Origin of the sequence: Hymenobacter setariae (genome assembly GCF_007713685.1) — a bacterium.
GTDB lineage: Bacteria > Bacteroidota > Bacteroidia > Cytophagales > Hymenobacteraceae > Hymenobacter > Hymenobacter setariae.
The window spans coordinates 774,422-797,592 of sequence record NZ_VMRJ01000001.1; the positions used below are offsets into that span (position 1 = coordinate 774,422).

The 23,171-nt window shown below is 60.9% G+C and carries 15 protein-coding genes; 7 read left to right on the forward strand and 8 right to left on the reverse strand.

All coding sequences use genetic code 11. The annotated features are described in order from the left end of the window. Window positions 1-28 precede the first annotated feature (28 nt). Window positions 29-919, forward strand: a complete 891-nt coding sequence (locus FNT36_RS03365; RefSeq protein WP_233635650.1) for a DUF4249 domain-containing protein — start codon at window positions 29-31, stop codon at window positions 917-919. 20 nt (window positions 920-939) lie between these two features. On the opposite strand, the gene FNT36_RS03370 is transcribed toward FNT36_RS03365, so the two are convergent. From FNT36_RS03370 to FNT36_RS03385, 4 genes are all read right to left on the reverse strand, one after another. Beyond that, complete coding sequence (locus FNT36_RS03370) at window positions 940-1,758, reverse strand: purine-nucleoside phosphorylase (RefSeq protein ID WP_144844353.1); 819 nt, start codon at window positions 1,756-1,758, stop codon at window positions 940-942. 129 nt (window positions 1,759-1,887) lie between these two features. Further along, window positions 1,888-3,768 carry a M1 family metallopeptidase gene (locus tag FNT36_RS03375; RefSeq protein ID WP_144844355.1) on the reverse strand — a complete coding sequence of 627 codons (1,881 nt, stop codon included), beginning with the start codon at window positions 3,766-3,768 and terminating at the stop codon, window positions 1,888-1,890. Window positions 3,769-3,910: 142 nt separating this feature from the next. Next, complete coding sequence (gene sppA / locus FNT36_RS03380) at window positions 3,911-5,689, reverse strand: signal peptide peptidase SppA (protein ID WP_144844357.1); 1,779 nt, start codon at window positions 5,687-5,689, stop codon at window positions 3,911-3,913. Between the two features lie 407 nt (window positions 5,690-6,096). Then, window positions 6,097-7,389, reverse strand: coding sequence for a replication-associated recombination protein A (locus tag FNT36_RS03385; protein WP_144844359.1), 1,293 nt, complete (start codon window positions 7,387-7,389; stop codon window positions 6,097-6,099). Window positions 7,390-7,484: 95 nt separating this feature from the next. On the opposite strand from FNT36_RS03385, the gene FNT36_RS03390 reads away from it, so the two are divergent. The 6 genes from FNT36_RS03390 to FNT36_RS03415 all read left to right on the forward strand — a co-directional run bounded on the left by FNT36_RS03390 (window position 7,485) and on the right by FNT36_RS03415 (window position 14,896). Next, window positions 7,485-8,411, forward strand: a complete 927-nt coding sequence (locus FNT36_RS03390) for a DMT family transporter (RefSeq protein ID WP_144844361.1) — start codon at window positions 7,485-7,487, stop codon at window positions 8,409-8,411. Window positions 8,412-8,521: 110 nt separating this feature from the next. Beyond that, window positions 8,522-10,456, forward strand: a complete 1,935-nt coding sequence (locus FNT36_RS03395; RefSeq protein WP_144844363.1) for a KUP/HAK/KT family potassium transporter — start codon at window positions 8,522-8,524, stop codon at window positions 10,454-10,456. Between the two features lie 83 nt (window positions 10,457-10,539). After that, the gene (locus tag FNT36_RS03400; RefSeq protein ID WP_144844365.1) at window positions 10,540-11,256 is read left to right on the forward strand and encodes an SDR family NAD(P)-dependent oxidoreductase; all 717 of its coding nucleotides are present in this window, start codon (window positions 10,540-10,542) and stop codon (window positions 11,254-11,256) included. Between the two features lie 137 nt (window positions 11,257-11,393). Then, a complete protein-coding gene (locus tag FNT36_RS03405; RefSeq protein WP_144844367.1) occupies window positions 11,394-12,704 on the forward strand; it encodes a cryptochrome/photolyase family protein in 1,311 nt (436 codons plus the stop codon). 46 nt (window positions 12,705-12,750) lie between these two features. Further along, complete coding sequence (locus tag FNT36_RS03410) at window positions 12,751-13,386, forward strand: TetR family transcriptional regulator C-terminal domain-containing protein (protein ID WP_144844369.1); 636 nt, start codon at window positions 12,751-12,753, stop codon at window positions 13,384-13,386. 196 nt (window positions 13,387-13,582) lie between these two features. Further along, window positions 13,583-14,896 (forward strand): ABC1 kinase family protein, encoded by a 1,314-nt coding sequence (locus FNT36_RS03415; protein WP_144844371.1) that lies wholly within the window; start codon window positions 13,583-13,585, stop codon window positions 14,894-14,896. On the opposite strand, the gene FNT36_RS03420 is transcribed toward FNT36_RS03415, so the two are convergent. From FNT36_RS03420 to FNT36_RS03435, 4 genes are all read right to left on the reverse strand, one after another. Next, window positions 14,893-16,068: a glycoside hydrolase family 88/105 protein gene (locus FNT36_RS03420; protein ID WP_233635651.1), complete on the reverse strand. Its 1,176-nt coding sequence runs from the start codon at window positions 16,066-16,068 to the stop codon at window positions 14,893-14,895. The two genes, FNT36_RS03415 and FNT36_RS03420, sit on opposite strands and share 4 nt — an antisense overlap. Window positions 16,069-16,198: 130 nt before the next feature. Then, entirely contained in the window at window positions 16,199-18,337 is a 2,139-nt protein-coding gene (locus tag FNT36_RS03425) for a hypothetical protein (protein WP_233635652.1), read from the reverse strand. Window positions 18,338-18,349: 12 nt separating this feature from the next. Next, entirely contained in the window at window positions 18,350-21,847 is a 3,498-nt protein-coding gene (locus FNT36_RS03430; protein WP_233635653.1) for a DUF4450 domain-containing protein, read from the reverse strand. A 190-nt stretch (window positions 21,848-22,037) separates the two neighbouring features. Next, a complete protein-coding gene (locus FNT36_RS03435) occupies window positions 22,038-23,114 on the reverse strand; it encodes a PLP-dependent cysteine synthase family protein (protein ID WP_144844375.1) in 1,077 nt (358 codons plus the stop codon). Window positions 23,115-23,171: the final 57 nt, after the last annotated feature.

A 23,171-nucleotide genomic window follows, 5' to 3' on the forward strand; every position in this document is an offset into this window, starting at 1 on the left:
TTCAGTTCAGATGGTTTTCGATTATTTCATGGATAGCCTTAGTTTTAGAAAATTAGTTAGGACGCTTATCTCTGGCGCGCTGCTAGGTGGGCTGGCGGGCTGCGGCAGCTTGCAAAAGGATATCAACGTGCCGCTGCCGGCCTATGCCAATCAACTAGTGGTGGAGTGCTACCTCGAAAACGGCCGCACCCCACGGCTGGCCGTCACTGAGTCGGTGCCTTACCTCGATGACGGCCAAGCCGCAGCGGCCGGCTCCTACTTATTGAAGCTACCTAACGGCCAAAATGTGCAGCTGCCTACTGACGTAGCCGCGAAGCTGACCTTGCCCAACGGGCGGACGATGAACCTAGTCTTCAGGCCCGGCCTAGATGCGGCCACGGGCAAGTACTACACTCACATCGGCACCGGGCCCATCACGGCGCGGGCCGGGCAGCAGTTTGCGCTGGATGCGCAGGACCAGCGCGGGCGGCACGTCACGGGCACTACGGTGGTGCCCACATTTATTCCTATCGACTCAGTTAAATATAAGTTTAACACTCAGACGGATACCAGCCGCCGCGCGTATTTTATGACCAAGTGGACCGACCCCGGCGCCACTACCGACTTTTATCGTCTGATGCTGCACAAGGGCCGGCCATCGAACAACTCCGAAACCGACAACGACATCCGCGACCGGCTCTTCAACGGCCAGTCTTATGCGCAGGTCACGCGCTACCGCTTTCGGCCCTACGACACCATCACGGCCACGCTCTACCATGTCGATTCGCTGTATTTTGACTTCCGCCAGTCGGTACGCGATGCCCGCAATGCCAACGGCAATCCCTTTTCGCAGCCTTCGGCCATTCACAATACCGTGCAGGGCGGCATCGGCGTCTTCACGGTACTCGTGAAAGACCAGAAGGTGTTGATTTTGAAGTAGCCTACTCGCTGCCCTAGCTCCTACTCAGCTGCCAGCACGGCCTTCATGAGGGCCGTGAGCCGAGGCTCGGCCACGGCCGCGGCAGCCAGAATATCGGCAATTACCACCGGCTTGAGCTGGCCGGGATAGCAGAGGTCCGTAATAACCGACACGGCCAGCACGGGCAGCCCTAGGTGCCGCGCCGCAATGACTTCAGGCACAGTGCTCATGCCCACAGCATCAGCCCCGATGGTACGCAGGTAGCGGTACTCGGCCGGCGTTTCGAGCATGGGACCGGGCACGGCCACGTACACACCACGCTGGGTCGTTTCGTTCTGGCCTAGGGCCACGGCCGCAGCGCGAGCGCGGGCGAGCAGTGCCGGGTCGTAGGCAGCGTACATATCGGGGAAGCGCGGGCCGAGCTGCGCGTCATTAGGCCCGATGAGCGGGTTGCTGGGCAGTAGGTTGATGTGGTCGTCGATGAGCATCAAATCCGAGATTTGAAACTCGGGGTTGAGCCCCCCAGCCGCGTTGCTCACAAACAATTGCTTGATGCCGAGCAATTTCATCACGCGCACCGGAAACACCACCTGCTCCATCGAGTAGCCCTCGTAGTAGTGAAAGCGGCCTTGCAGCACCACCACCTTTTGACCGCTGAGCGTACCTAGGAGCAGGCGCCCGGCATGGCTCTCCACCGTGCTAACCGGGAAGTGCGGAATGTCGGCGTAACTGATTTCGTGCTGAATTTCAACTTCTTTGGCCAGTGCCCCTAAGCCAGTGCCGAGAATGATGCCGGTGCTAGGCGCAAAGTGCTGCGTTTGGGTTTGGATGAAGGCGACGGCTTCCTGGAGGTGTTGCATAGGTATAAACGAATAAAAGCGTCTGTCATGCTGAGCTTGCGAAGCATCTTCTCACGTTAGAGTGACCTAGCGTGAGAAGATGCTTCGCAAGCTCAGCATGACAGACGCTTTTTCAAACTTCTTGCGGTTTTACTGCACCGTCAGCCGGTCGTTCTTGGTGTCAGCGTCCATATACAGGCCGTGGTCGAGCGAGACGGCGCGCACGGCTTTGCTACCGGGCACCGTGATGCTGGCTTGCTGTTGGTTGGCGCGCCAGAGCTCAGGGGTGCGGTGTAGGGTTTCGGTGCTGCCGTCGGCGTAGTCCACTTTCAGGTCCACGGGCACGGCGAAACCACCGATATTCTTGATGCTGACGGTCGTGCCCTGGGCGGTTTTATCGGCTTTGGTGAGGGCCAGGTCGATGTAGTTGTTGCTGAAAAACCAGTTCTGAAAAAACCAGGTCAGGTCCTGCCCCGAGGCGTTGCTCATGGTGTTGAAGTAATCCCACGGAATGGGGTGCTTGCTGTGCCAGCGGTCCATGTAGGTATGCAGGCATTTCTTGAACAGCTCATCGCCGAGCATATCCTTGAGGGCCAAGTAGCTGAGCGACGCCTTGCCATAGGAGTTGTTGCCGTAACCGGCCTTGAGTTCGCTGCTGGGCGTGATGATGGGCAGGTCCTGGGCGGTGCTGGGATTGTTTATCCAGTTGGTCACCCGAAACTTACGGTAGAAGTCGTCGGCCGCTGCGGTGCCGTTTTCGGCCCTGCCAATGAGCAGCTCAAACGTGGTAGCCCAGCCCTCGTCCATGAAGGCATAACGGCTCTCGTTGATGCCCATATAAAACGGGAAGTACGTGTGGGCAATCTCGTGGTCTTGTACCAGCTGCGCAAACTGCAAATCATCGGCCGGGCTGTCGTTCACCATCATGGGGTATTCCATGTCGGCAAAGCCCTGGAAAGCCGTCATTTTCGGATACGGGTACGGCACGCCCGGCCAGTTGCGCGAAAACCACCCTAGGGCGTTCTGCCCAAACTTTACGGAAGAGTGAAAGTCCTTAGTCGCGTCGGCAAAGGCGGCCTGCACGCTGGCCCGGCGCTTGGTGGCGGGGTCCACGATGACGCTGGCCGCATCCCACACGTAATGGTCGCTGAGGCCCACCGTCATGTCCGGAATATCAGTGGCCTTCCACACCCACGTGTTCATCGGCTGCTGCGCCGTAATGCTTTTCTTGGCGAGGTCGGCGGCGGTGGCCACGTGAATCAGCTCATCACTGGTCATCGACTTTTCGAGGCGCTTGGCCGCCGCGGGCTGCAGCACCTGCTTGGGGTTTTGGAGCGTGCCGGTGGCCCACACGATGTAGTTGGCGGGCGCCTTCACGCGCAAGGTGTAGTCGTTGAAGTCGTTGTAAAACTCCTTGTCGTTCAGGAAGGGCAGCCGGTCCCAGCCGTTGTAGTCGTCGTAGACGGCCACCCTAGGGTAGAAATACGCCAGGAAGTACGTGGTCTTGTCAATCATGCCCTCGCGCCCGCTCTGTACTGAAAGGGGGAAGTGCCAGGCCACGGCGAGCTTCACCGAGTCGTGCGGGGCCAGCGCCTTGGGCAGGCGCACGCTTGGCGCGGTACCTAGGTCGGGCGGCAGCGGGCGCAGTTGGCCCGCCACCTGGAAGCTGTCAATCACGACGCCCGAAGTGAGGTAGTCGGGCGATACATTGCCCTCCCGCGCCGCCTCGGGCTTGTGCACATTCATGATGATGCGCAGTACCAGCTGCTTCAGCGTGTCGGGGCTGTTGTTAAAATACGTTATCGTTTCGCGCCCCCGAATGTCGCGCGACGGCGGCGCGGCCTGCACCGTGATATCGTAGCGGCCGCGATTTTGCCAGTACTTGGGGCCGGGGCGGCCATCGGCGGCGCGGGTGCCGCGGTCAAACGCCCGCTTGATGTCGCGGGGCTGGTAAAGCGTGGGGGTGGTTTGGGCGGTGGCGGCGTGGGCGAGGCCAGCCAGCGCTAGAGCACTTAAAAAAACGGAACGCATGGGGTGGGCTTAAAACTCAAAATCGTCTATCGTGCCGACGAAAGGGCATCTTGGTAGTGACGCTGCAATGACGCAAGCGAACGGGCCAAGATGCTTCCTTCGTCGGCACAACAGACGATTAGGCAACAGACAAACTATTCAACTATTTAATTTCTAGCTCATAAGGCAGGCGAGCTTGCACGCCGCGCATTTGCATCAGCTGCTGGTATTGGCGCACGGCGGGGTAAAGTGGGCCCAGCTTAGCTTGCAGCAGGCGGGCTTCGGCAGCAGCCTGGTCTTCATCATCACCACCAAAGCGGCTGAAGAATTTCTCAATGGCCGATTTCTGACGCGGCAGGCGCTGCACTTTGTAGTCGTCGGCCTTGAGGTGGGCGCGGCTGGCCGCAATCTTCAGGGCATCGTCGTACGAACCCAGCACATCGACCAGGCCAATGGCTTTGCCCTCGCTACCGCTCCACACGCGGCCCGACGCAATGCGGCGCAGGCGCTCGACGGGCATGTGCCGACCTAGGGCCGCCTTGCTCGTGAAGTCGGCATATATCTCGTTTACTTCCAGTTGCAGCTCTTTTTTCTCGTAGTCGGTAAGCGAGCGGGTAATGGTGGGCAAGTCCGAGAACTTGCCCGTATTCACGCGGTCCACGGTGATGCCGAGCTTGTCGGCCAGCAGCGGCTGGATGTTGGGCAGCACGCCAAACACGCCGATGCTCCCTGTAATGGTATTGGGGTGGGCCACAATAGTATCGCAGGCCATAGCAATGAAGTAGCCGCCCGAGGCCGCCACGTCGCTCATGCTAGCGATGATGGGCTTCACTTTCTTAGTCAGCAATACCTCGCGGTAGATGATGTCGGACGCCAGCGACGAGCCGCCCGGCGAGTTGATGCGCAGCACCACGGCCTTCACTTTATCGTCGAGGCGAGCCTTGCGGATGGCCTCGGCAAACTTGTCGCTGCCGATGTTATCGTCTGACCCGCGGCCCGTTACGATGTCGCCCTCGGCGTAAATAACCGCGATGCGGTTGCCGCTGGTATTGCCTTCCTTCTCATCGGCCTTGTCGGCGTCTTGGTACTCACCTAGGGACACGAGGCCGGGCTTTTTATCCTTAGCTAGGCCCAGTTTGCCGCGCAGGTAGTCCTGCACCTCGTCAAAGTAGCCAAGCTTAGTCACCAGCTTCAGGCGCAGCGCGTCCTTGGCGTTGTGCACCAGCATGGAGTCAGAAATCACTTTCAGGCGCGGCTCAGGTATCTGGCGGCTGGCAGCCACCTGGCCGAGCATGTGGCCATTGAGCGAGTTGAGGTAGGCCACCGTCTGGTAGCGAGCCGAGTCCGAGAAGTTTTCGCGAAAGAATGGCTCTACAGCGCTCTTAAACGAGCCCACCCGGAAGATATACGGCTCAATCCCAGCCTTGTCGAACAGCCGCTTGTAGAACATCACCTCTGAGCTTAGGCCGTTGAACTCCAGCGTGCCCAGCGGGTGCAGGTAAATCTGGTCGGCTACGCTAGAGAGGTAGTAGCTTTTCTCGGAGGCGATTTCGTGATAGGCCACGATGAATTTGCCGCTCTTTTTAAAGTCGAGCAGCGCATCGCGCACTTCCTCCAGGCTGGCCATGCCTCCCTGCACCAACTCCAAGTTGAGCAGAATGCCTTTGATGTCGCCGTCGGTTTTGGCCCGGCGAATTACTTCCTTTAAGTTGACCAGCCCGATGGTGGCTTGATTGCCCCCTAGGGGGTTCAAATCGGCGCTCTGAGCGCGCTCCGAGATAGGCTTATCGAGCTTCAGCTCTAGTACCGAATTAGATGCCACCGACTTTTCGGTACTGCTGCCCAGCGCCTTACCCAGCCCGATGAGCAGGATGAAACCCAACACCGAAAACAGCACCAGCCCCACTATCGTGGCCAGCACAAACTTAAAAAATTGCCTCACAGGACCGCAGATTATAACGGATTAAACGGATTTCGTAGATACGCCCGGCGCCGCCGGGCTGACTAACTCGGGCGGCAAGATACGGCCGCTGGTTTCTGCTACCTCTATCGCGACGCGGGCTCTGGCATTACACTGGTACTAGCGCGAGTTTAGCGCAGCGTAACTCGTGCTGGCTATGACGTGGAGGCTGCGCCTCCACTGCCGCAACGCGGCAATTTTCCACTGAAAGGTAGTGTTGGCCAAACGTGGGTTGCCGCTAGCGCGGCAGTGGAGGTATAACCTCCACGTCATACCTAGGCACGAGTTACGCTGCGCTAAACTCGCGCCAGTGTTGGGCTAGTGTTGGTAGTCAGCCCGCCGGAGGCGGGCGTATCCGTTAAATCCTAAAAATCCGTTTGAATCTGCGATTAATAGTCGTACTTGTCTTGCCACCAGCCGCGCAGGCGCTCCCTTATTTTGGCCTCCAGCGGGTTGTCGCCGGGGTCGTAGAAGCGGGTGCCGCTGAGGGCGTCGGGCATGAACTCCTGGTAGGCAAAGTTGCCCACGCCGTTGTGCGAGTACTGGTAAGCATCGCCATAGCCTAGGCTTTTCATGAGCTTGGTGGGCGCATTGCGCAGGGGCACCGGTACAGGGTGCACGCCGTGCTGCCGCACCTGGGCTTGCGCCGCCCGGATGGCCGTGTAGGCCGCGTTGCTCTTGGGCGAAGTAGCGAGATAGATAACCGTCTGACTCAGAATCAAGTCGGACTCGGGCAGGCCAATGACGGTGCAGGCCTGGAAGCAGCTTTGGGCCAGCAGTAGGGCGTTAGGATTAGCGTTGCCGATGTCTTCGGAGGAGAGAATGAGCAGGCGGCGGGCGATGAATTTGACGTCTTCGCCACCTTCCAGCATCACGGCCAGGTAGTAGAGCGCCGCGTTGGGGTCCGAGCCTCGAATACTCTTGATGAAGGCCGAAATCACGTCGTAGTGCATCTCGCCGCCCTTGTCGTAGCGCGCAATGGGGCGCTGGGCGGTTTGCTGCACGGCGGCATCGGTAAGTTGCACGCGGCCGTTAGCATCGGGTGGCGTGCTCTGTACCACCAGTTCCAGCAGACCTAGGAGCTTGCGGGCGTCGCCGCCGCTGAGAGCTAACAGTGCGTGGTCCTCGATAACATCGACCGGGATTTTGCTCAGCACCTCGTCCTCGGTCAGCGCCCGGCGAATGATTTCGCGTAGCGTTTCGGCGCTCAGGGCCTCCAGCGTGTACACCTGGCAGCGCGAAAGCAAGGCCGGAATTACTTCAAACGAAGGATTTTCGGTGGTGGCGCCGATGAGCGTGACGGTACCGTTTTCGACCGCGCCCAACAGGGCATCTTGCTGCGCCTTGCTAAAGCGGTGAATCTCATCAATAAAGAGCACCGTGCCCGTCTGCTTCTTGGCGCGGTCTATCACGTCGCGCACGTCCTTCACGCCCGCATTGATGGCTGACAGCATAAAGAAAGGTCGCTTCAGCTCCTCGGCCAGCAGCAAAGCCAGGGTAGTTTTGCCCACGCCCGGCGGGCCCCAAAGTATGAGCGAGGGCAGGCGCCCAGCGGCCAGGTAGCGGCGTAGCACGCCATTTTCGCCCAGCAGGTGGGTTTGGCCAGCGTAGTCGGCCAGGCGGTGCGGACGGCGGCGCTCGGCCAGGGGGGCGGTAGTAGGATTATCGAAAAGCGAGGCCATAGAGCAGTGTTGCGCGAACTTTGTAGTTCGCGTCTGTTAGCGGGCAACCAAACGGACGCGAACTACAAAGTTCGCGCAACGTGCGCCCCTCCCCTATGGTTTCTAAGTTTCGCCTGCACACGGCGCTGTTTCTGGTGTCGCTCATCTACGCCGGCACCTATAGCCTCGCCAAGGACATTATGCCGCACTACATGCAGCCGCTGGGCATCGTGACGCTGCGTATCAGCGGGGCGGCGCTGTTCTTTGCCTTGCTGAAACGCATAGTCGCACCCAACGACAAAATCACGGGTCGGGCCGACAACATTCGCGCGGTAGCCAGCGGGCTCCTAGGTATCGCCCTCAACCAAGTCACCTTCTTTGCGGGCCTCAACCTCACCACGCCCATCAACGCCTCGCTGCTCCAAACCGTCTCGCCCATCGTGGTGGTGCTGGCCTCGGCGGTGCTGCTGAGCGAGAAAATCACGCCCACCCGGTTGCTAGGCATCTTATTGGGCGCGGCTGGCGCGGCGGCCCTTATCCTAAGCCGCCCCAGCACCGGCAAGGTGCCCGCCAACTTGCTGCTTGGCAACACCTATTTGCTAGTGAATGCGGCCGTGTTTGGGCTGTATTTGGTGCTAGTGGCGCCGCTTATGCGCACCTACCATGCGTTTACGGTGCTGGCGCGCATCTTCTTAGTGGGCGCCATTGTGGTAGTGCCCCTAGGGCTGCCGCAGGCCATCGCGGCCGACTACGCGCGCTTTCCGCTCTTCATCTGGGGCGAGCTGGGTTACATGATTTTCTTTCTTACTATTCTAGCTTACCTGCTGAATAACTGGGCGTTGAAGTTTGCCTCGCCAGCGCTACTAGGCGTGTACATCTACTTGCAGCCAGTGCTGGCGGTGCTTATCGCGGTGGCCACGGGCAAGGACACGTTTACGCTGGATAAGGCCTGGCAGGCGGCGCTCATCTTCCTAGGTGTCTGGCTGGTGGGCCGCAAGCCCAAGGCGGCTGTGGAGGCCGCCCCCAGCCCGGCCGCAAGCTGAACCGTGCGGCCCGCTGGCCAGCATTGCCCTAACCAAGTTAAAAAAGCCTCGTTGAGTACGCAGCGAGGCTTTTTTGTACCCGCCCGACCTCATTATTCCTTCATCTTAAGATGACCGAAACTACTACCTCGCGTGCCACTGCGGCCGGCACGCTCATCGCCCTAGGTATCGTGTACGGCGATATTGGCACCTCGCCGCTCTATACCGTGCGCGGCGTGTTTGAGGGCCGGCCCGTGAGCGAGGCCGTGGTGCTGGGCACCGTATCGGCCGTTATCTGGACGCTCACGCTGCTCACGACCGTCAAATACGTGCTCATCGCCATGCGGGCCGACAATAACGGCGAGGGCGGCATTTTGTCGCTCTACGCGCTACTACAGCGCCTCAATTACAAGTACTTGTACCTGCCGGCTATCGTAGGAGCTGCTGCCCTGCTGGCCGATGGCGTCATTACGCCACCCATCTCGGTGTCGTCGGCCATTGAGGGGCTGCGCATTCTAAAGCCGGAGTTGCAGACGGTGCCTATTGTGCTGGTTATTCTGCTGGGGTTGTTTACCATTCAGCAGTTTGGCACGGCCATTATCGGCAAGCTGTTCGGGCCGGTGATGCTGGTATTTTTCACCATGCTGGCGGTGCTGGGCGTGCAGTTTCTGGTGAAAGATTTCAGCGTTTTGCGGGCCTTCAACCCCTACTACGCCCTGCACATGCTGGCGAGTGAGCCGGGCGGCTTCTGGCTCCTAGGTTCCATTTTCTTGTGCAGTACGGGGGCCGAGGCGCTCTATGCCGACATGGGCCACGTGGGGCGGCCCAACATTTACGTGTCGTGGGCTTTTGTGAAAGTGTGCCTGGTGCTCAACTACCTAGGACAGGGCGCGTGGCTGCTCCAGCACCTAGGGCAGCCGCTCGGCGACCGCAATCCGTTCTTCGCCATGATTCCGGCCTGGGGGCTGCTGCCGGCCATCGGGCTGTGCACGCTGGCCACCATCATTGCCTCGCAGGCGCTCATTTCGGGCTCGTTTACGCTCATCATCGAGGCGCTGCGCCTGAATTTCTGGCCCAAGGTGAAGGTGCTCTACCCTACCGACTTGCGCGGGCAGGCCTACGTGCCATCGCTCAACTGGCTGCTGTGCGCGGGCTGTGTGGGGGTGGTGCTATACTTCCGCGAAAGCTCGAACATGGAGGCGGCCTACGGGCTGGCCATCACCTTTACCATGCTCATGACCACGGTGTTGCTGGCGTTTTACCTGCACCTGCGCAAAGTCAGTCCCGTCTGGATAGGGCTGCTGATACTGGTCTATTTTACCATCGAGGGGTCGTTTTTGGCGGCCAACCTGCGCAAGTTTCCTGAGGGCGGCTACGTGAGCGTGCTCATGAGCCTACTGCTACTGGCCGTGATGGTGAGCTGGATACAAGGTGGCCGCCTACGCGACAGCTTCATCAAGTACGTGCCACTGGCCGACTGGCTGCCCCTGCTTAAGGAGCTGAGCGCCGATACGTCGGTGGCCAAGTACGCTACCCACCTCGTATACCTCACCGATTCGGCCGACCCGGCGCAGGTCGAGCGGGGCATCACGCACTCTATTTTTCAGAAAAGCCCCAAGCGGGCCGACGTGTACTACCTCATCCACGTCATCACCACCGACGAACCCTATACGAAAGAATATCACGTCGATACGGTACTGCCCGACGACCTGGTGCGCATCGAGTTTAAGCTGGGTTTTCGGGTTGACCACGCCATCAACTACATGTTTCGGCAAGTGGTGACGGACCTGGTAAAGACCAAGGAAATCGATATTACCTCGCGCTATAACTCGCTGCGCGAGCAAGACGTGGTGGGCGATTTTCAGTTTGTTATCCTCAATCGCACCCTACCCTACGCGCAGTCGCTGAGTGCCTGGCAGCGGCTGGTGGCGCGGCTGGCCGGCGGCCTGCGCTGGCTGGGCATCACGCAGCAAGAAAGCTTTGGGCTGGATAACTCGTCGGTGACGTTCGAAAACATCCCATTGCTCATTCCGGAGCGGCCCGAGCTGGCCCTGACGCGGGTATAAGCCGGCCGTAGGGCAGACTAACAGCCAACCTTGCTTCCACTTGGCCGTTAGCCTACCCTAGTTTTAAGCTGGCTCATTACCTCATGGATTTTACTGGAAAAAACATTCTACTCGTCGGCGCTTCGTCGGGCATTGGGCTGGCTACGGCCCAGCTGCTGCACAGCGCTGGCGCCACTCTCTACACAGCCTCGCGCCACCAGTCGGCCGAACTGGCGGCCCTAGGTACCACCCACATCACCTACGATGCCACGCAGCCCGTGGGCACTGCCTTCGACCAGCTGCCCGACGTATTGCACGGCCTCGTGTACTGCCCCGGCTCCATCAAGCTGCGGCCCTTCGAGCGGGTGCCGGTCGAGGATTTTCGCAGCGACTTTGAGCTGAACGTGCTCGGCGCGGTGCAGGCGCTGCAAGCAACTATCAAGCGCCTCAAAAAGGCCGAAGGTGGCGCCAGCGTAGTGCTGTTCAGCACGGTAGCTGCGGCCGTGGGCATGAGCTTCCATACCAGCATTGCCACCGCCAAGGCCGCCGTGGAAGGCCTCACCCGCGCCCTAGCCGCCGAGTACGCCGCCAGCGGCCTGCGCGTCAACTGCTTGGCGCCCAGCCTCACCGACACGCCCCTGGCCGCCGCCCTGCTCAACACGCCCGAGAAGGCCGAGGCCGGCGCCAAGCGCCACCCCTTGCAGCGCGTGGGCCGGCCCGACGACCTAGCCGGCATGGCCGCCTTCCTACTCTCCGACCAAGCCACGTTCATCACGGGCCAGGTGCTAGCTGTGGATGGCGGCATGGGCAAGCTGAAATAATATTAGCCTGTTGCTTGGACTTTGTAGTCCGAGCGCAGTGAGCAGTTACGTCAGGCTGACTCCTCACACACAAGATGCTCGCTGCGCTCGCACTCGGGTTACAAAGTCCAAGCTACTTTCTTCCTGCTCTATTTTCTATGAAAATCAGTATTTTCTGGCATCGGCGCGACCTGCGCTTTCAAGACAATGCGGGGCTGGCGGCCGCGCTGCAAAGCGGGCACCCGGTGCTGCCCTTGTTCATTTACGACCAAACTATCCTCGAAAAGCTACCTAGGGACGACGCCCGTCTCACCTTCATCTTTGACCACGTGGAGCGGCTGGCCGACGAGACACATGAGGCCGGTGGTGGCTTCGTGGCCCGCTTCGGCAAAGTGCCGGAGGTGTTCACGCAGTTACTGGAAGACTACGACGTGGCCGCCATCTACACCAACGAGGACTACGAGCCCTACGCCACCGAGCGCGACACGGCCGTGGCCAAGCTCGCCGAGAAAGCCGGCGCAGAGTTCAAGGCCTTTAAGGACCAAGTTATTTTCGCTAAAGATGAAATACTGACCAAGAATGGCAAGCCGTCGAAGGTATTTGGCGCCTATTCCAAGGCCTGGCAAGCCCGTGTGAAGCCGGAGGACTTCAAGCCACGCCCCTCACAGCGGCTGTTTAAAAAAGAGAACCTAGCGACGCTGAAAGCCGGCGACAAAAAGCGCCCTACCCTCAAGGACCTAGGCTTTGAGCGGCACGAGCAGCTGACGCCACCCGCTCGCTTGCCCGACGCCGACGTGGTGAAGCACTACGACAAAACCCGCGACTTTCCGGCCGATAACAAGGGCACCACGCACCGCTCGGTGCATCTGCGGTTTGGCACCATTAGCATCCGGCAAATCATGCAGCAGGCCCAGGAGCTGAATAACAAGCTCTTGAATGAGATGATATGGCGCGACTTCTTCATGATGCTGCTCTGGCACTACCCCAATACGTCGTATGAGGCCTACGACCCCAAGATGCGCCACCTCCCCTACCGCGACGACCCCGAGCAGTACCAGGCCTGGACCGAAGGCCGCACCGGCTACCCGCTCGTGGATGCCGGCATGCGCCAGCTCAACCAGTCGGGCTACATGCACAACCGCGCCCGCATCGCGGCGGCGGGCTTTTTGGTCAAGCAACTGTTCATGGATTGGAAGATTGGCGAGCATTACTTCTCCGAAAAGCTCATCGACTACGACATGAGCAATAACATTGGCAACTGGCAGTGGATGGCCGGCACCGGTGCCGTGGCCGCGCCCTGGTTTCGGATATACAGCCCCGAAAGCCAGCTCAAGCAATACGACCCTGATTATAAGTACGTAAAGCAGTGGGTGCCCGAGTTTGGCACCGACGATTACCCGGCCCCGATAGTAGACCATAAGTTCGGCCGTGACCGCGCCCTCGACCTTATCCGCAAGGGCCGTAAATAAGCGACCTAGGCCCGAACCACCCCCGTGCGGTGGTGGTTATACCACCATGGAAACTACCGCTCTCAAAGCCGCCTACCTCGACTACCTGCGCCGCCACGGCCACGCGCCTAAAACCGTGTTTGCCTTCGCCGATGCGCAGGGTATTTCGGAAGGCGAGTTCTACCGCTCGTTTGCGTCGTTCGCCGCCATCGACCGCGAAACCTGGGCTGATTTCGGCCGCGACGCCCGCGAGCAAGCCGCCCAGGAGCCCGCCTGGCAGAACTACAGCAGTCGCGAGCGTTTGCTGGCCTTCTACTACACGCTGCTCGAAATCCTGAAGAATAACCGCAGCTTCGTGCTGCTCACCCTAGGTCGCTCGCAAAAGCGGATGCCGGCCATCATACCCAAGGTCTTAGATAAGTTCGAGGCTGATTTCAAGTTCTTCGTGGAAGAGTTGCTGCACACCGGCCGCAATACGGGCGAGGTCGCTAGCCGGCCCTTCCTACAGGATGGCTACGTTCGCATTTTCCTGCGCCAGCTCCAGTTTATCCTGCTCTACTTCGTACGCGACGAGTCGGCCAACTTTGAGCGGACCGATGCCGCCGTGGAGAAAGCCGTGACGCTGAGCTTCGACTTAGTAGGCCGCAACACATTTGACTCGGCCCTAGACTTCGGGCGGTTTTTACTGCAAAAGCGGACCTAGGAACGCAGCCCCCAAGACATCGCGACACTGCCTCTCAATCGTCTGTCATGCTGACGAAGGAAGCATCTTATCAGGTTCGCATGACTTACCCTAGCGTGATAAGATGCTTCCTTCGTCAGCATGACAGCTGTTTTTGAACAGCCATTTTGGAGCAATTCCGCTAGCCCTTTTCTATCCTTTTCGACCTATCCCAATAATGTCTGACCAACCTCAGGAATCGCTGCCGACCTCCAAAGTGGCCCGCGCCGCCCGTTTCGCCAAAACCGGCTTTAAGGTAGGCGCCAACTACGTGCAGCACTATGCTAAAAAAGCAGTGGGCGCCGACTCCACCACCGCCGACCTGCACCAAGCCAACGCGGAGGAGCTCTACGGCACGCTCAGCGAGATGAAGGGCTCGGTCTTGAAGGTGGCTCAGATGCTGGCGATGGAAAAGAACCTGCTGCCGCCCGCCTACGCCGAGCAGTTCCGGCAGGCGCAGTACCAGACGCCGCCGCTATCGGGGCCGCTGGTAGTGAAGGCGTTTCGGGATGCGTTTGGGCACTCGCCTAGCGAGGTTTTCGACGAGTTTGACCCCAACGCCCGGCAGGCGGCCAGCATTGGGCAGGTGCACTTTGCCCGCAAGCTGGGCAAGGACCTAGCGGTGAAAGTGCAGTACCCCGGCGTGGGCGCCAGCATTCAATCGGACATCGCGATGGTGAAGCCGGTGGCGCTACGCATCATGGGCCTGAAGGAGGAAACCCTGCGGCCTTACATTGCCGAGGTCGAGGCGCGCTTGCTCGAAGAGACTGATTATAAGCTTGAACTAAGCCGCGGCCAGGCCGTGGCGGCCAAGTGCGGCCACCTGCCGCATTTGCAGTTTCCAACCTACTACCCAGCCCTGTCGTCGGCGCGCATCCTCACCATGGACTGGCTGCCCGGCCAGCACATGAAGGAGTTTCTGGCCGAAAACCCCAGCCAGGAAGTGCGCAACCAACTCGGCCAGGCCCTCTGGGATTTTTACCAGTACCAGCTGCGCGAGTTGCGGCAACTACACGCCGACCCGCACCCCGGCAACTTCCTCTTTAGCACCACGAACGGCGGCACCGTGGGCGTGCTCGATTTTGGCTGCGTGAAAGATGTGCCTGCACTAGAGCAGCAGCAGTTTCTGGCCCTGCTCGACCCGGCCACCCTCGCCGACCCCGGCCGCCTCGAAAACCTGCTGGCCGAAGCCGGCGTGCTGCGCCCCGGCGACGCGCCAGCCCTGCGCGAGATGTATCTGCGCACCCTCACCCAGTCGCTGGGCCTGGTGGGCCGCCCCTTCCGCGAGGACACCTTCGACTTCGGCGACCCCACTTACATGCAAAGTCTCTATGCATTAGGCGACGACCTGATGCAGGACAAGGACCTGCGTCAGCAGCGCGAGCCCCGCGGCTCGGCCCACTTCGTGTACCTCAACCGCACGTACGTCGGCCTTTTTTCGCTGCTAACTGACCTTGGGGCAGTAGTGCGCACGGCGCCGGCCACTGCCTAGCGAGCGGCTTCCATTTCCAAGCTGGCCATAATGAAGGGGCCGACACCCTTGAAATCATTCTTCTTCAGCGGCTCGCTGAGGTAGTATTCGTAGGAGCCGTCGCGGTAGGGCGAACCGCCCAAGCCGCCCACGCTCACGGTGCCCGTGAGCGCCAGCAAGCCATCCGGCTCGGTCTGCACAAACTGCTGAAGGATGCCCGCGTAGCCTTTCTTGGTTACAGCCGCGTATTTCTTGTCGAGGTACCCTAGGCGCACGCCCTTGGCCAGGGCGTAAACAAACATGCACGAGCCCGATGCTTCGACGTAGTTGCCGGCCCGCTGGCCTTGGTCGGTAACCTGAAACCAACAGCCGGTTTTGGCATCTTGGTAGCGGGCCAGCACCGGCGCCAAGCGCTGCAAGTACTTGACTAGCTGCACCCGCTGTGGGTGGTTTTTGGGGAAGTAGTCGAGCACATCGACCAGCGCCATGGCGTACCAGCCCATGCCCCGGCTCCAGAAATTGGGCGACTGGCCGGTGCTGGGGTTGGCCCACTTTTCGGCGTGGCTTTCGTCCCAGCCGTGGTAGAGTAGGCCGGTTTTGGGGTCTACGAGGTGCTTTTCTACCAGTGCAAACTGCTGCGCCACGTGGTCAAAACCTGCCGGCGCCTGAAATACCTGGCTGTATTCGGCTGCGAAGGGCTCGGCCATATACAGGCCATCGAGCCACATTTGGCTGGTGTATTTTTTCTTGTGCCAGTAGCCTCCTTCGCTGGTGTGGGGCTGCTCGGTTAGCTGCTGGTGCAGCAGCTGGGCCGCCTGCCGATACACGGCTCGGCGCGGGCCGGGCGCCCGACCTAAGGCCAGCAGCACCCGGCCCGTATTGATGTTGTCGAGGTTGTAGTCCGCCGCCTTATAGCCCAGGATGGTACCATCACCGGGCAGTAAATAGTCCAGTGTGCGCACCACATAGTCGTGGTAGCGGGGCAGGCCAGTCCGCTGCGCCACCCGCTCAATAGCCAGCAGCATCAAGCCCTGCTCGTAGCCCCAGCGGGCCGCTTTATTCTGAGTTAGGCCCAGCGAGTCAGGGTACCAACGCAGAAAAGCATCGGCCATGCGCTGCGAGTAAGGCTTGGGCGCCGCAGGTTGAGCCAAGGCGGCAGTACTGAGCAACAGGCAGATGAGAAAGCGAAGCATAAACAAAATAGCGTGGACTCTGCGAGTCCGCGAGTGAGCGCAGCGAGCATTCTACGTTCTAATCTATCCAAACGCAGATGCTCGCTGCGCTCACTCGCGGACTCGCAGAGTCCACGACTACTGGCTGACTTTAAGGCATTTTTTGGAGGCCTTCCCACCGCACTTTCCACCCTTTGGGAATGCCAGGGTTGGCCTCTTTGCAGCCGTCGTAGCCAGCGCACATGAGGGCCACGGCGGCGAGCAGGCCGCCATTGCCGGGCAGGTAGAGGGGCAGGCGGCCTTCCTGATAATTATGGCCATTGGGGAGGTAAGTATTAGTGCGCACCTTCATCAGCAGGGCGTCCACCGCCTTTTCGGGCAGGCCTAGGCGGGTGGCAGTCATGGAGGTGAGCGGGAAGTCCCAGCCCCAGGTTTTGTCCCAGCTCCAATCGGTCCACACGAGGTCGAAGGTGCGGCGCATGGTGGCGGCATCTTGCTGGCCGGTGGCGGGCATGAAGCCTAGGGCCCCAAGCACGGCCGGGTGGTCGGTTTTGTACTCGGGGTTGGTGTAGGAATCGGGCGCGCTTTCGGCCGCCATGTAAACGCCATTGGCCTGAGGCAACTGAGCGAGCTTGGCTAGCACGTCGTCCCACTGCGGGTTGCGCGGCTGCCCTAGGCGCGCTCGCCATTTTTGCGCCGTTTCGAGGGCCCAATGCCAGTACACCAGCTCGAAAGTGGGGTTAAAAGTCTCCTCCGCTTTAAATCGCTCCTGAGCCGGAATGACACCCTTGCCGAGGATGTAGCGCCCTTTTTCTTTCTCAAAAAATGGGTACGAAGCGATGAATTCGGCAGTCTGATTTACCCGCTCTTGGTACAGCTTGAGGGTGGCTGCGTTGGGGTGAGCGCGGTAGGCTTCTTCGGCAAAATAGATGGTGTGCGGCTGCTGCCAAATGAGAAACGCGCCTACCGACGACGGCCCTTCGGCGCCCCAGGGGTCGGTCATTTTTTGCCAGCGCCAGCCAGCGTAGCCTTGGCGCTGCGCAATGGCGCGGGCCTCGGCCTGCACATCGGGGCGGGCGTACCAAGTCAGGCTGCGTTCCAAAATTTCGGGGCGGCCCCACAGCGCGAAATGGGCCGCGTGCCACCAATGCATTTCGAGGTGCGGGCGGCCGTACCAGCTATTAAGCAGCAAGCCAGTTTCTTGCGGGGGCTGCGAGCCAGCATTGTGTACCTTGGTGAGGTACTGCGAGAGCACAATGCGGCGCTCTAGCTCGGCAGCCCTAGTGTCGGCGGTGCCGCTAAAATCGACTGCGCCGCCGCTTCGCCAAAAGGTGAGCCATTGCTGCTGGCTATTAACGCGGGTGACGGCGAAAATGGGCGCGGCAGTTGGCTTGCGCGGGGTGAATAGGGCGCTTATTTCCAGCGAATTGCCCTGTCGGCCCGGCGTGAGCACAAACTCATGCGGCCGACCTTGGGTTAGCGTGGCCGCCCCACCCCACCCTAGGGCCACGAAATACTTGGTCGTATCGAGCTGATGCGTGAGCAGGGCGCGCCCAGCTTTTTGCTCCGCAATAGCCGACTTATGCGCCTCAGGATGCGAATAATCGGTAGCCATATCAGCCCAACCAGCCGTTGGGAAAGGAAAGCGAAGTGCCACCTTAAGCCGCCCGGTTTTCAGCAACTCCGACGTGACCTGGGCCGCCACAGCATCTTGCGTTTGGTGGCCCACCGTGACCACGTCCACGGCCGTGCCCTCCACCGTGAAGTGGCTGCGGATTTCGCCCGTCCACGGATTCAGCTCCTGGCGGATGTTCTTGATGTCCTGCACCGTGGCGGGCTGACCACTCTTCTTCAGAATAACGAATCCTAGGTTGCCTAGCTGCAAGCGGTGCGGGTTGGCCCGCAGGTAATCCACGGCCTCTTTGTTGCCGGGCGTTTTTACCTGCACCGCATAGGGCACGGGGCGCCCGTTCAGCGTGTACGTGCGCAGGCTTGCATCAAACTTGTAGCCCTCTTTATTGGGAAAGCGGTGCCAGCCCCACTCCGACTCGGTGCCCAGCGGCAGGCCTTTTTCGTAGTGCAGCGGGAAGGTTTGCAGGCCCGTCATGTCGGCCGTGAAGGCAAATTTGCCGTTGCCCACCGACAGCGAATTGAGCGAGTCAGTAGTCGTAACAACGACTTTGTGGCGCTCGACAAGCGCTTGGCGGTCAATAGGTGCCGGCTGCGCAGCAAGGGAGCGCGAGGCTAGAAACAGCAGTCCACTAACGAGGGCAGAACCAGTATTTTTCATAAGCATCTACAATCAATCGCGACCTAGCGTCACGCTCATCAACCCTATCACCACATCGTTGGCCAACGTCCGCACAATCAGGTTTTTCAGCTTTTTCTGGGGGTCGAGCGGCAGTTCCAGCACAGTGGCTGCGCCGCCGTCGATGGCTTTGGTGCTGAAGCCTTTGATGGTGGTGTACTGGTTGAAGTCTTTGGTAATGAGGCCGGTCTTGAGGTGCACACGGTAGGGTTTGGGCGCACCTAGGCGGAAGGCGAAGCCATCTTCCACGTAGTCTTGCTCGATGGGCCACCAGGTATCGGGGTTGCGCAGAGGTAGCGTGGCGGTGCTGCCGTCGGAGTAGGTCACTACTACTTCACCATTAATAAATTGGCTCTGCATGGCGCTGGTGCTGCCGGCCATCAGGAGCACGGCGTGGCGGGCGCGGCCGCGCAGGGGCACGGTAGCCTGCCGGGGGTAGTTGTCCCACTGCGATACGAAGAGGCTATTCTTAACCCCGGACGCGCCCGGTGTGCGCAGGGGCACACCGCTAGGCAGTTGCACTTCGTTTCTCACACCTGCCAGCCGGCGTAGGCCGCTGTCGTCGATGTTGGCCTGCGTGAGGGGGTAACACCAGTTGCCGATGCCTTGGGTTGGCAGTTCCAGCGTAGCCGTTTCGGCCCGCGGCGAGAGGTATTTATTCTGAAAAATGCGGGTTATCTGGTCATTGAAGTAGGCCCCTAGGTCCACCGTTTCCCACTTGACGGGCGCTGAGGCGCCGGCGGCCGGCGGGGCGGGCGGCGGGCTCGACACGCGCAGCTTCACGGGCTCCCACCACTGCAAATCGCCTTGCCGCAGTTGCACAAACGCCGAGCGGCTGCCCGGCTGCCCAGCCACTCGCGCCGCCAAGCCGGTGGCACTGGGCTGCGGCTGGCCCAGCGCTTGCTGTGGGTCGAATACCGACCCCACCGTGGCCGGGGCAAACTGCGCGGTAAAGCTGCTGCCAGAGGCCACCGCCACTTCAGGCACTGCGGGGCACGGGGCCTGCCCCTTCCATTGAATAGCAACTACATAGCGCGCTGCTGGCGCACTGCTAATTTCGAGGAGCGGACGGCCTACCGCGCCGGGTACGTTGCGCCAGGGAGCGGGCTGGCCGTTCACCGTCACTTGCTCGACATGGTCGGCCAGGGCGGACACTTGCAGGCGCAGGGCCAGCCGCTTAGGTAGCTGCTGGCTTATTGCATACACCTCGCGTTGCCCTTGGCGGCGAAACTGAAACGCCATATCGGGCACCGTAAGGCGGGCCGAATCCCAGGCGGCGGGCAGGCCGGGGCGCACCAGCAGGGTATCGCGCAGGGCGTTGGGCTGAATGCCAAACAGGCCCTCGACTAGCGAGCGGGCGGCCACCCCAATGGGGTCGGCAAAGTCGCGGTAGAGCTCGCCACGGTTGGCGTCGTAGAAGCTGATTTGCTGAAAGTTGCCGGGGCTGGTGCCTAGGTACATGCTTTCGAGCAGGGCACTTTTCCAGAGATGAAAGGCGTCTTCGCGGCGGCCGGCCTGCCAGTAAGCTAGCGTAGTGTGCAGGTTTTCGGCCAGCACCACGTTGTTCAGAGACCAGTCGTAGGGCTGCCAGTTGGTAGTCGAAAGCAGCTGATAGTTTTCATCGGGCAGCCCCGCCGCCTGCACCGGAATGTGCGGAATTTCCGCATCGACGTAGCGCAGCGCCTGGTAGGCCTGGAAGGCATCGGGCACCTCCGAGTCAAGGGCATGGTAGATGGTCCAGAGGCCAGCGCTGGGGTGCAACGCCTTCAGCCCTAGGGCATCCTGATACTCGGCGTACCACCCTAGGGCCGGCAGCCACAGGCGCTGCCCTAGCGCGGCCCGGATGCGGGCGGCCTCCTGGCGGTAGGGCGCGGGGTCTTCGCGCAGCAGCGTGGCCAGCTCGGCCGCTTGCTGGTTGGCGAAGTAGTTGTAGGCTGAGGTGTGGGTCACGGCGCCGCCGCTGTACTGCAAGGCGTCGCTGGCCCAAATGGCGGCGTAGGCATCGTAGAGGCCGTCGCCGTCGGGGTCAAAGTTGCGCTTCTCCCAGGCCAGGTGGCGCCGAAGGGTTGACCACAGCGCGCGGGCCTCGCGTAGGTCGCCGGTCCAGCGCAGGTGGCGCAGCAGGGCATCCACGTACACAAGGTTCATGTCGTAGTGGTGGGGCCGAAAATCGCCGCCGGGATTGCGGCTGATGTAGCCGCTGCTGAACACGGCCGTGCCCAGTTTTTCGAGCTGCCGGGCCCGGTGCAGGGCCGTGTCGGGCGTAACCGGACCGCTGGGTGGCGCCGTCAGCTGCGACTGCGCATAGGCTCCAAAGTGCTGGCTGGCGCGGTCGTGCCAGCCCAACGGGTCGGCGGCGTAGGGCCCGCGCCAGCCGTTGAGCCGAATGCGCCAGGCCACCGCGCCGTGCAGGTACGAAGGGGTTTCCCAAGTAGCATTGGCGGCCACGGCCAGCGCCCCGCCGAGGGTATTGATATAGGGGTCGGGCGTGCTGACCTGCACCCGGCTGGCCAGCGTGGCCCGCGCGGCTTCGGCCTGCGCAAAGGCCCTAGGTAGCTCTTTGTAGGTCAGCGCCTTGCTAGCCGCGGGCTTTAGAACGTTGAAATACAACACTTCGCCGGCTCGCACGGGCAGCACCCCGGCCACCACTGGCGCGGCCATGGCCGCCGAGGCTAGCAGCTGTGCTGGTGATTCTTGCTGTGCAGCATCGGCTAGCCGGAGCTGCACAGCGGGCGGCCCCATCCCGGCCAGCAGCTTGGGGGCGGGCGGAGTGGCCGTGGCTTTGGCCGGCTCCCCTACCCCGTAGGTCAGGCTGAAGGCGTTGTTTTTCAGGCTAAACTCACTGCCCCGGCAATACTCTGGCTTGAGGTAAAAGCTGGATTCGGGGTCGGCGCCGATGTCGCCGTCGCGGCTGAATTTCTTGCCCGTAGCGCCACCAAAGGCCCATAGCAGCTGCACGCTTTTGGCCGGCACGTTGTCAAATTGCGCCTTGATGAGGACGCCTTCAGCCTCGGCCATCGCTTGCACTTCAAGATGCAACCGGCCGGTGCCCAGCAGCGGGTCGGTAATGTCATACAGCATCATGCCCGGCCGATAGCGCGCCGTGATGCTGGTGGCTTGTATTAACCACTTGCTCTGGCCATTAGCCAGCAGGCCAAACTTTAGATTGCCACCCATGCCGGGCAGGTAGAGCGCAAACTCGGGCAGGTCGCCAGCCTCGACGCGAAAGGCGGTATTAGTGCCGTACAGCGCCCGATTGAAGCGGTGCGTGCCGTTGGTAATGACAAAATCTTGTCCCTCGGGGTGGTAGCGCAAGGTGCGCGGCTGGTTGTGCCAGAGTGGGGCTTGCGCATGCGCAGCGCTGCTCAGCAGCAGGAGCAACAACAGGCTGGCCTGGCAGCCAATGGCAAAGCGCTCGCCTAGGCCGGCAAGCAGCACACTCCGCCAAGCAGAAAGAAGAAACACGGCCATGCGTGAGGTGGGAAAGGACACGCGAAGGACGCCCTAGGTCCTGCCCCCACTCTCCTGTACTGTGTGGGTAGGCAACATTAAAAAAAAGGCCAGCTTGAGACGAGAATAGCTCGTTCCAAGCTGGCCTTTTAAGTAGACTAGGCACTAAAATTTATTGTCTGTCATGCTTCGCTACGCTCTGCATGACAGACGTATTTTTCAGGATGCTTTCTTACCCCGCTGCGTGCACATAGGGCGTGGCTAAGCGGCTGATGGGCTGGTAGTCCACAAAATCCACTTCAGGCGACAGGTAGCCGTCGCGCACAGGCTCTTCGCGCAGCAGGTCGGTGCTGAGGTACTTCTTGTTGCTGTCGCAAAGCAGCGTCACGACGGTGGCCTCGGGGCCCAGCTCGGCGGCCAGGCGGATGGCTCCGATGACATTGGCACCCGACGAGATACCCACCGCCAGCCCGAGCTGGGTAGCCAGCTTTTGGGCCACCAAGATGGCGTCGCCGTCCGAGGCCTGCACCACGGCGTCAAGCTCGTCGAGCTTCACAATGGCCGGAATAAACTCATCGGAAATGCCCTGGATGCGGTGCGAGCCCACTTTGTGGCCGGTAGTGAGGGTCGGCGACTCAGCTGGCTCCAGGGGGTGAATGCGCACGTCTGGAAACTGTGCCTTGAGGTAGCGGCCGGTGCCCATGACGGTGCCGCCCGTGCCCACGCCCGCCACGAAGGCATCGGGGCGCCGGCCCACGCTGGCTAGCTGAGCCATAATTTCGGGGCCGGTGGTGCGGGCGTGCGCCTCGGCGTTGTAGCAGTTCTCAAACTGTTGGGTCAGAAAGACGCGGCCATCGGCGGCAGCCATTTCTTGCGAGAGCTTGATGCTACCTAGGAAGCCACCCTGCGCCTTGCTGATGAGCGTGACCTCGGCCCCGAGCGAGCGAATGATGTCGATGCGCTCGCGGCTGAGCCAGTCGGGCATCAGGATGCGCACGGGGTGCCCGAGGGCCTTGCCGATGGCCGCAAACGCGATGCCCGTATTGCCGCTGGTGGCCTCCACGATGGTGTCGCCGGGCTGGATTTTGCCCTGCTCGTAGGCCTGCTGCAAAATGTAGAGCGCCATGCGGTCCTTGAGGCTGCCAGTGAGGTTGTAGTGCTCGCACTTGACAAAAATGCGGCCCGGCTGGCCCTGGTAGGTGTAGTGCAGCGCCAGCATGGGCGTGTTGCCGACCAGGTGCCAGAGGTGTGCAAACTTGTTGGTAACGGCCGAGGGCAAGGGCGCACCGGCCACAACGTCTTGGTACATATAAGTAAGGAGAGAGTGCCTAGGTAGGCCGCACGGCTCGCCACCGGGCTAAGCGTT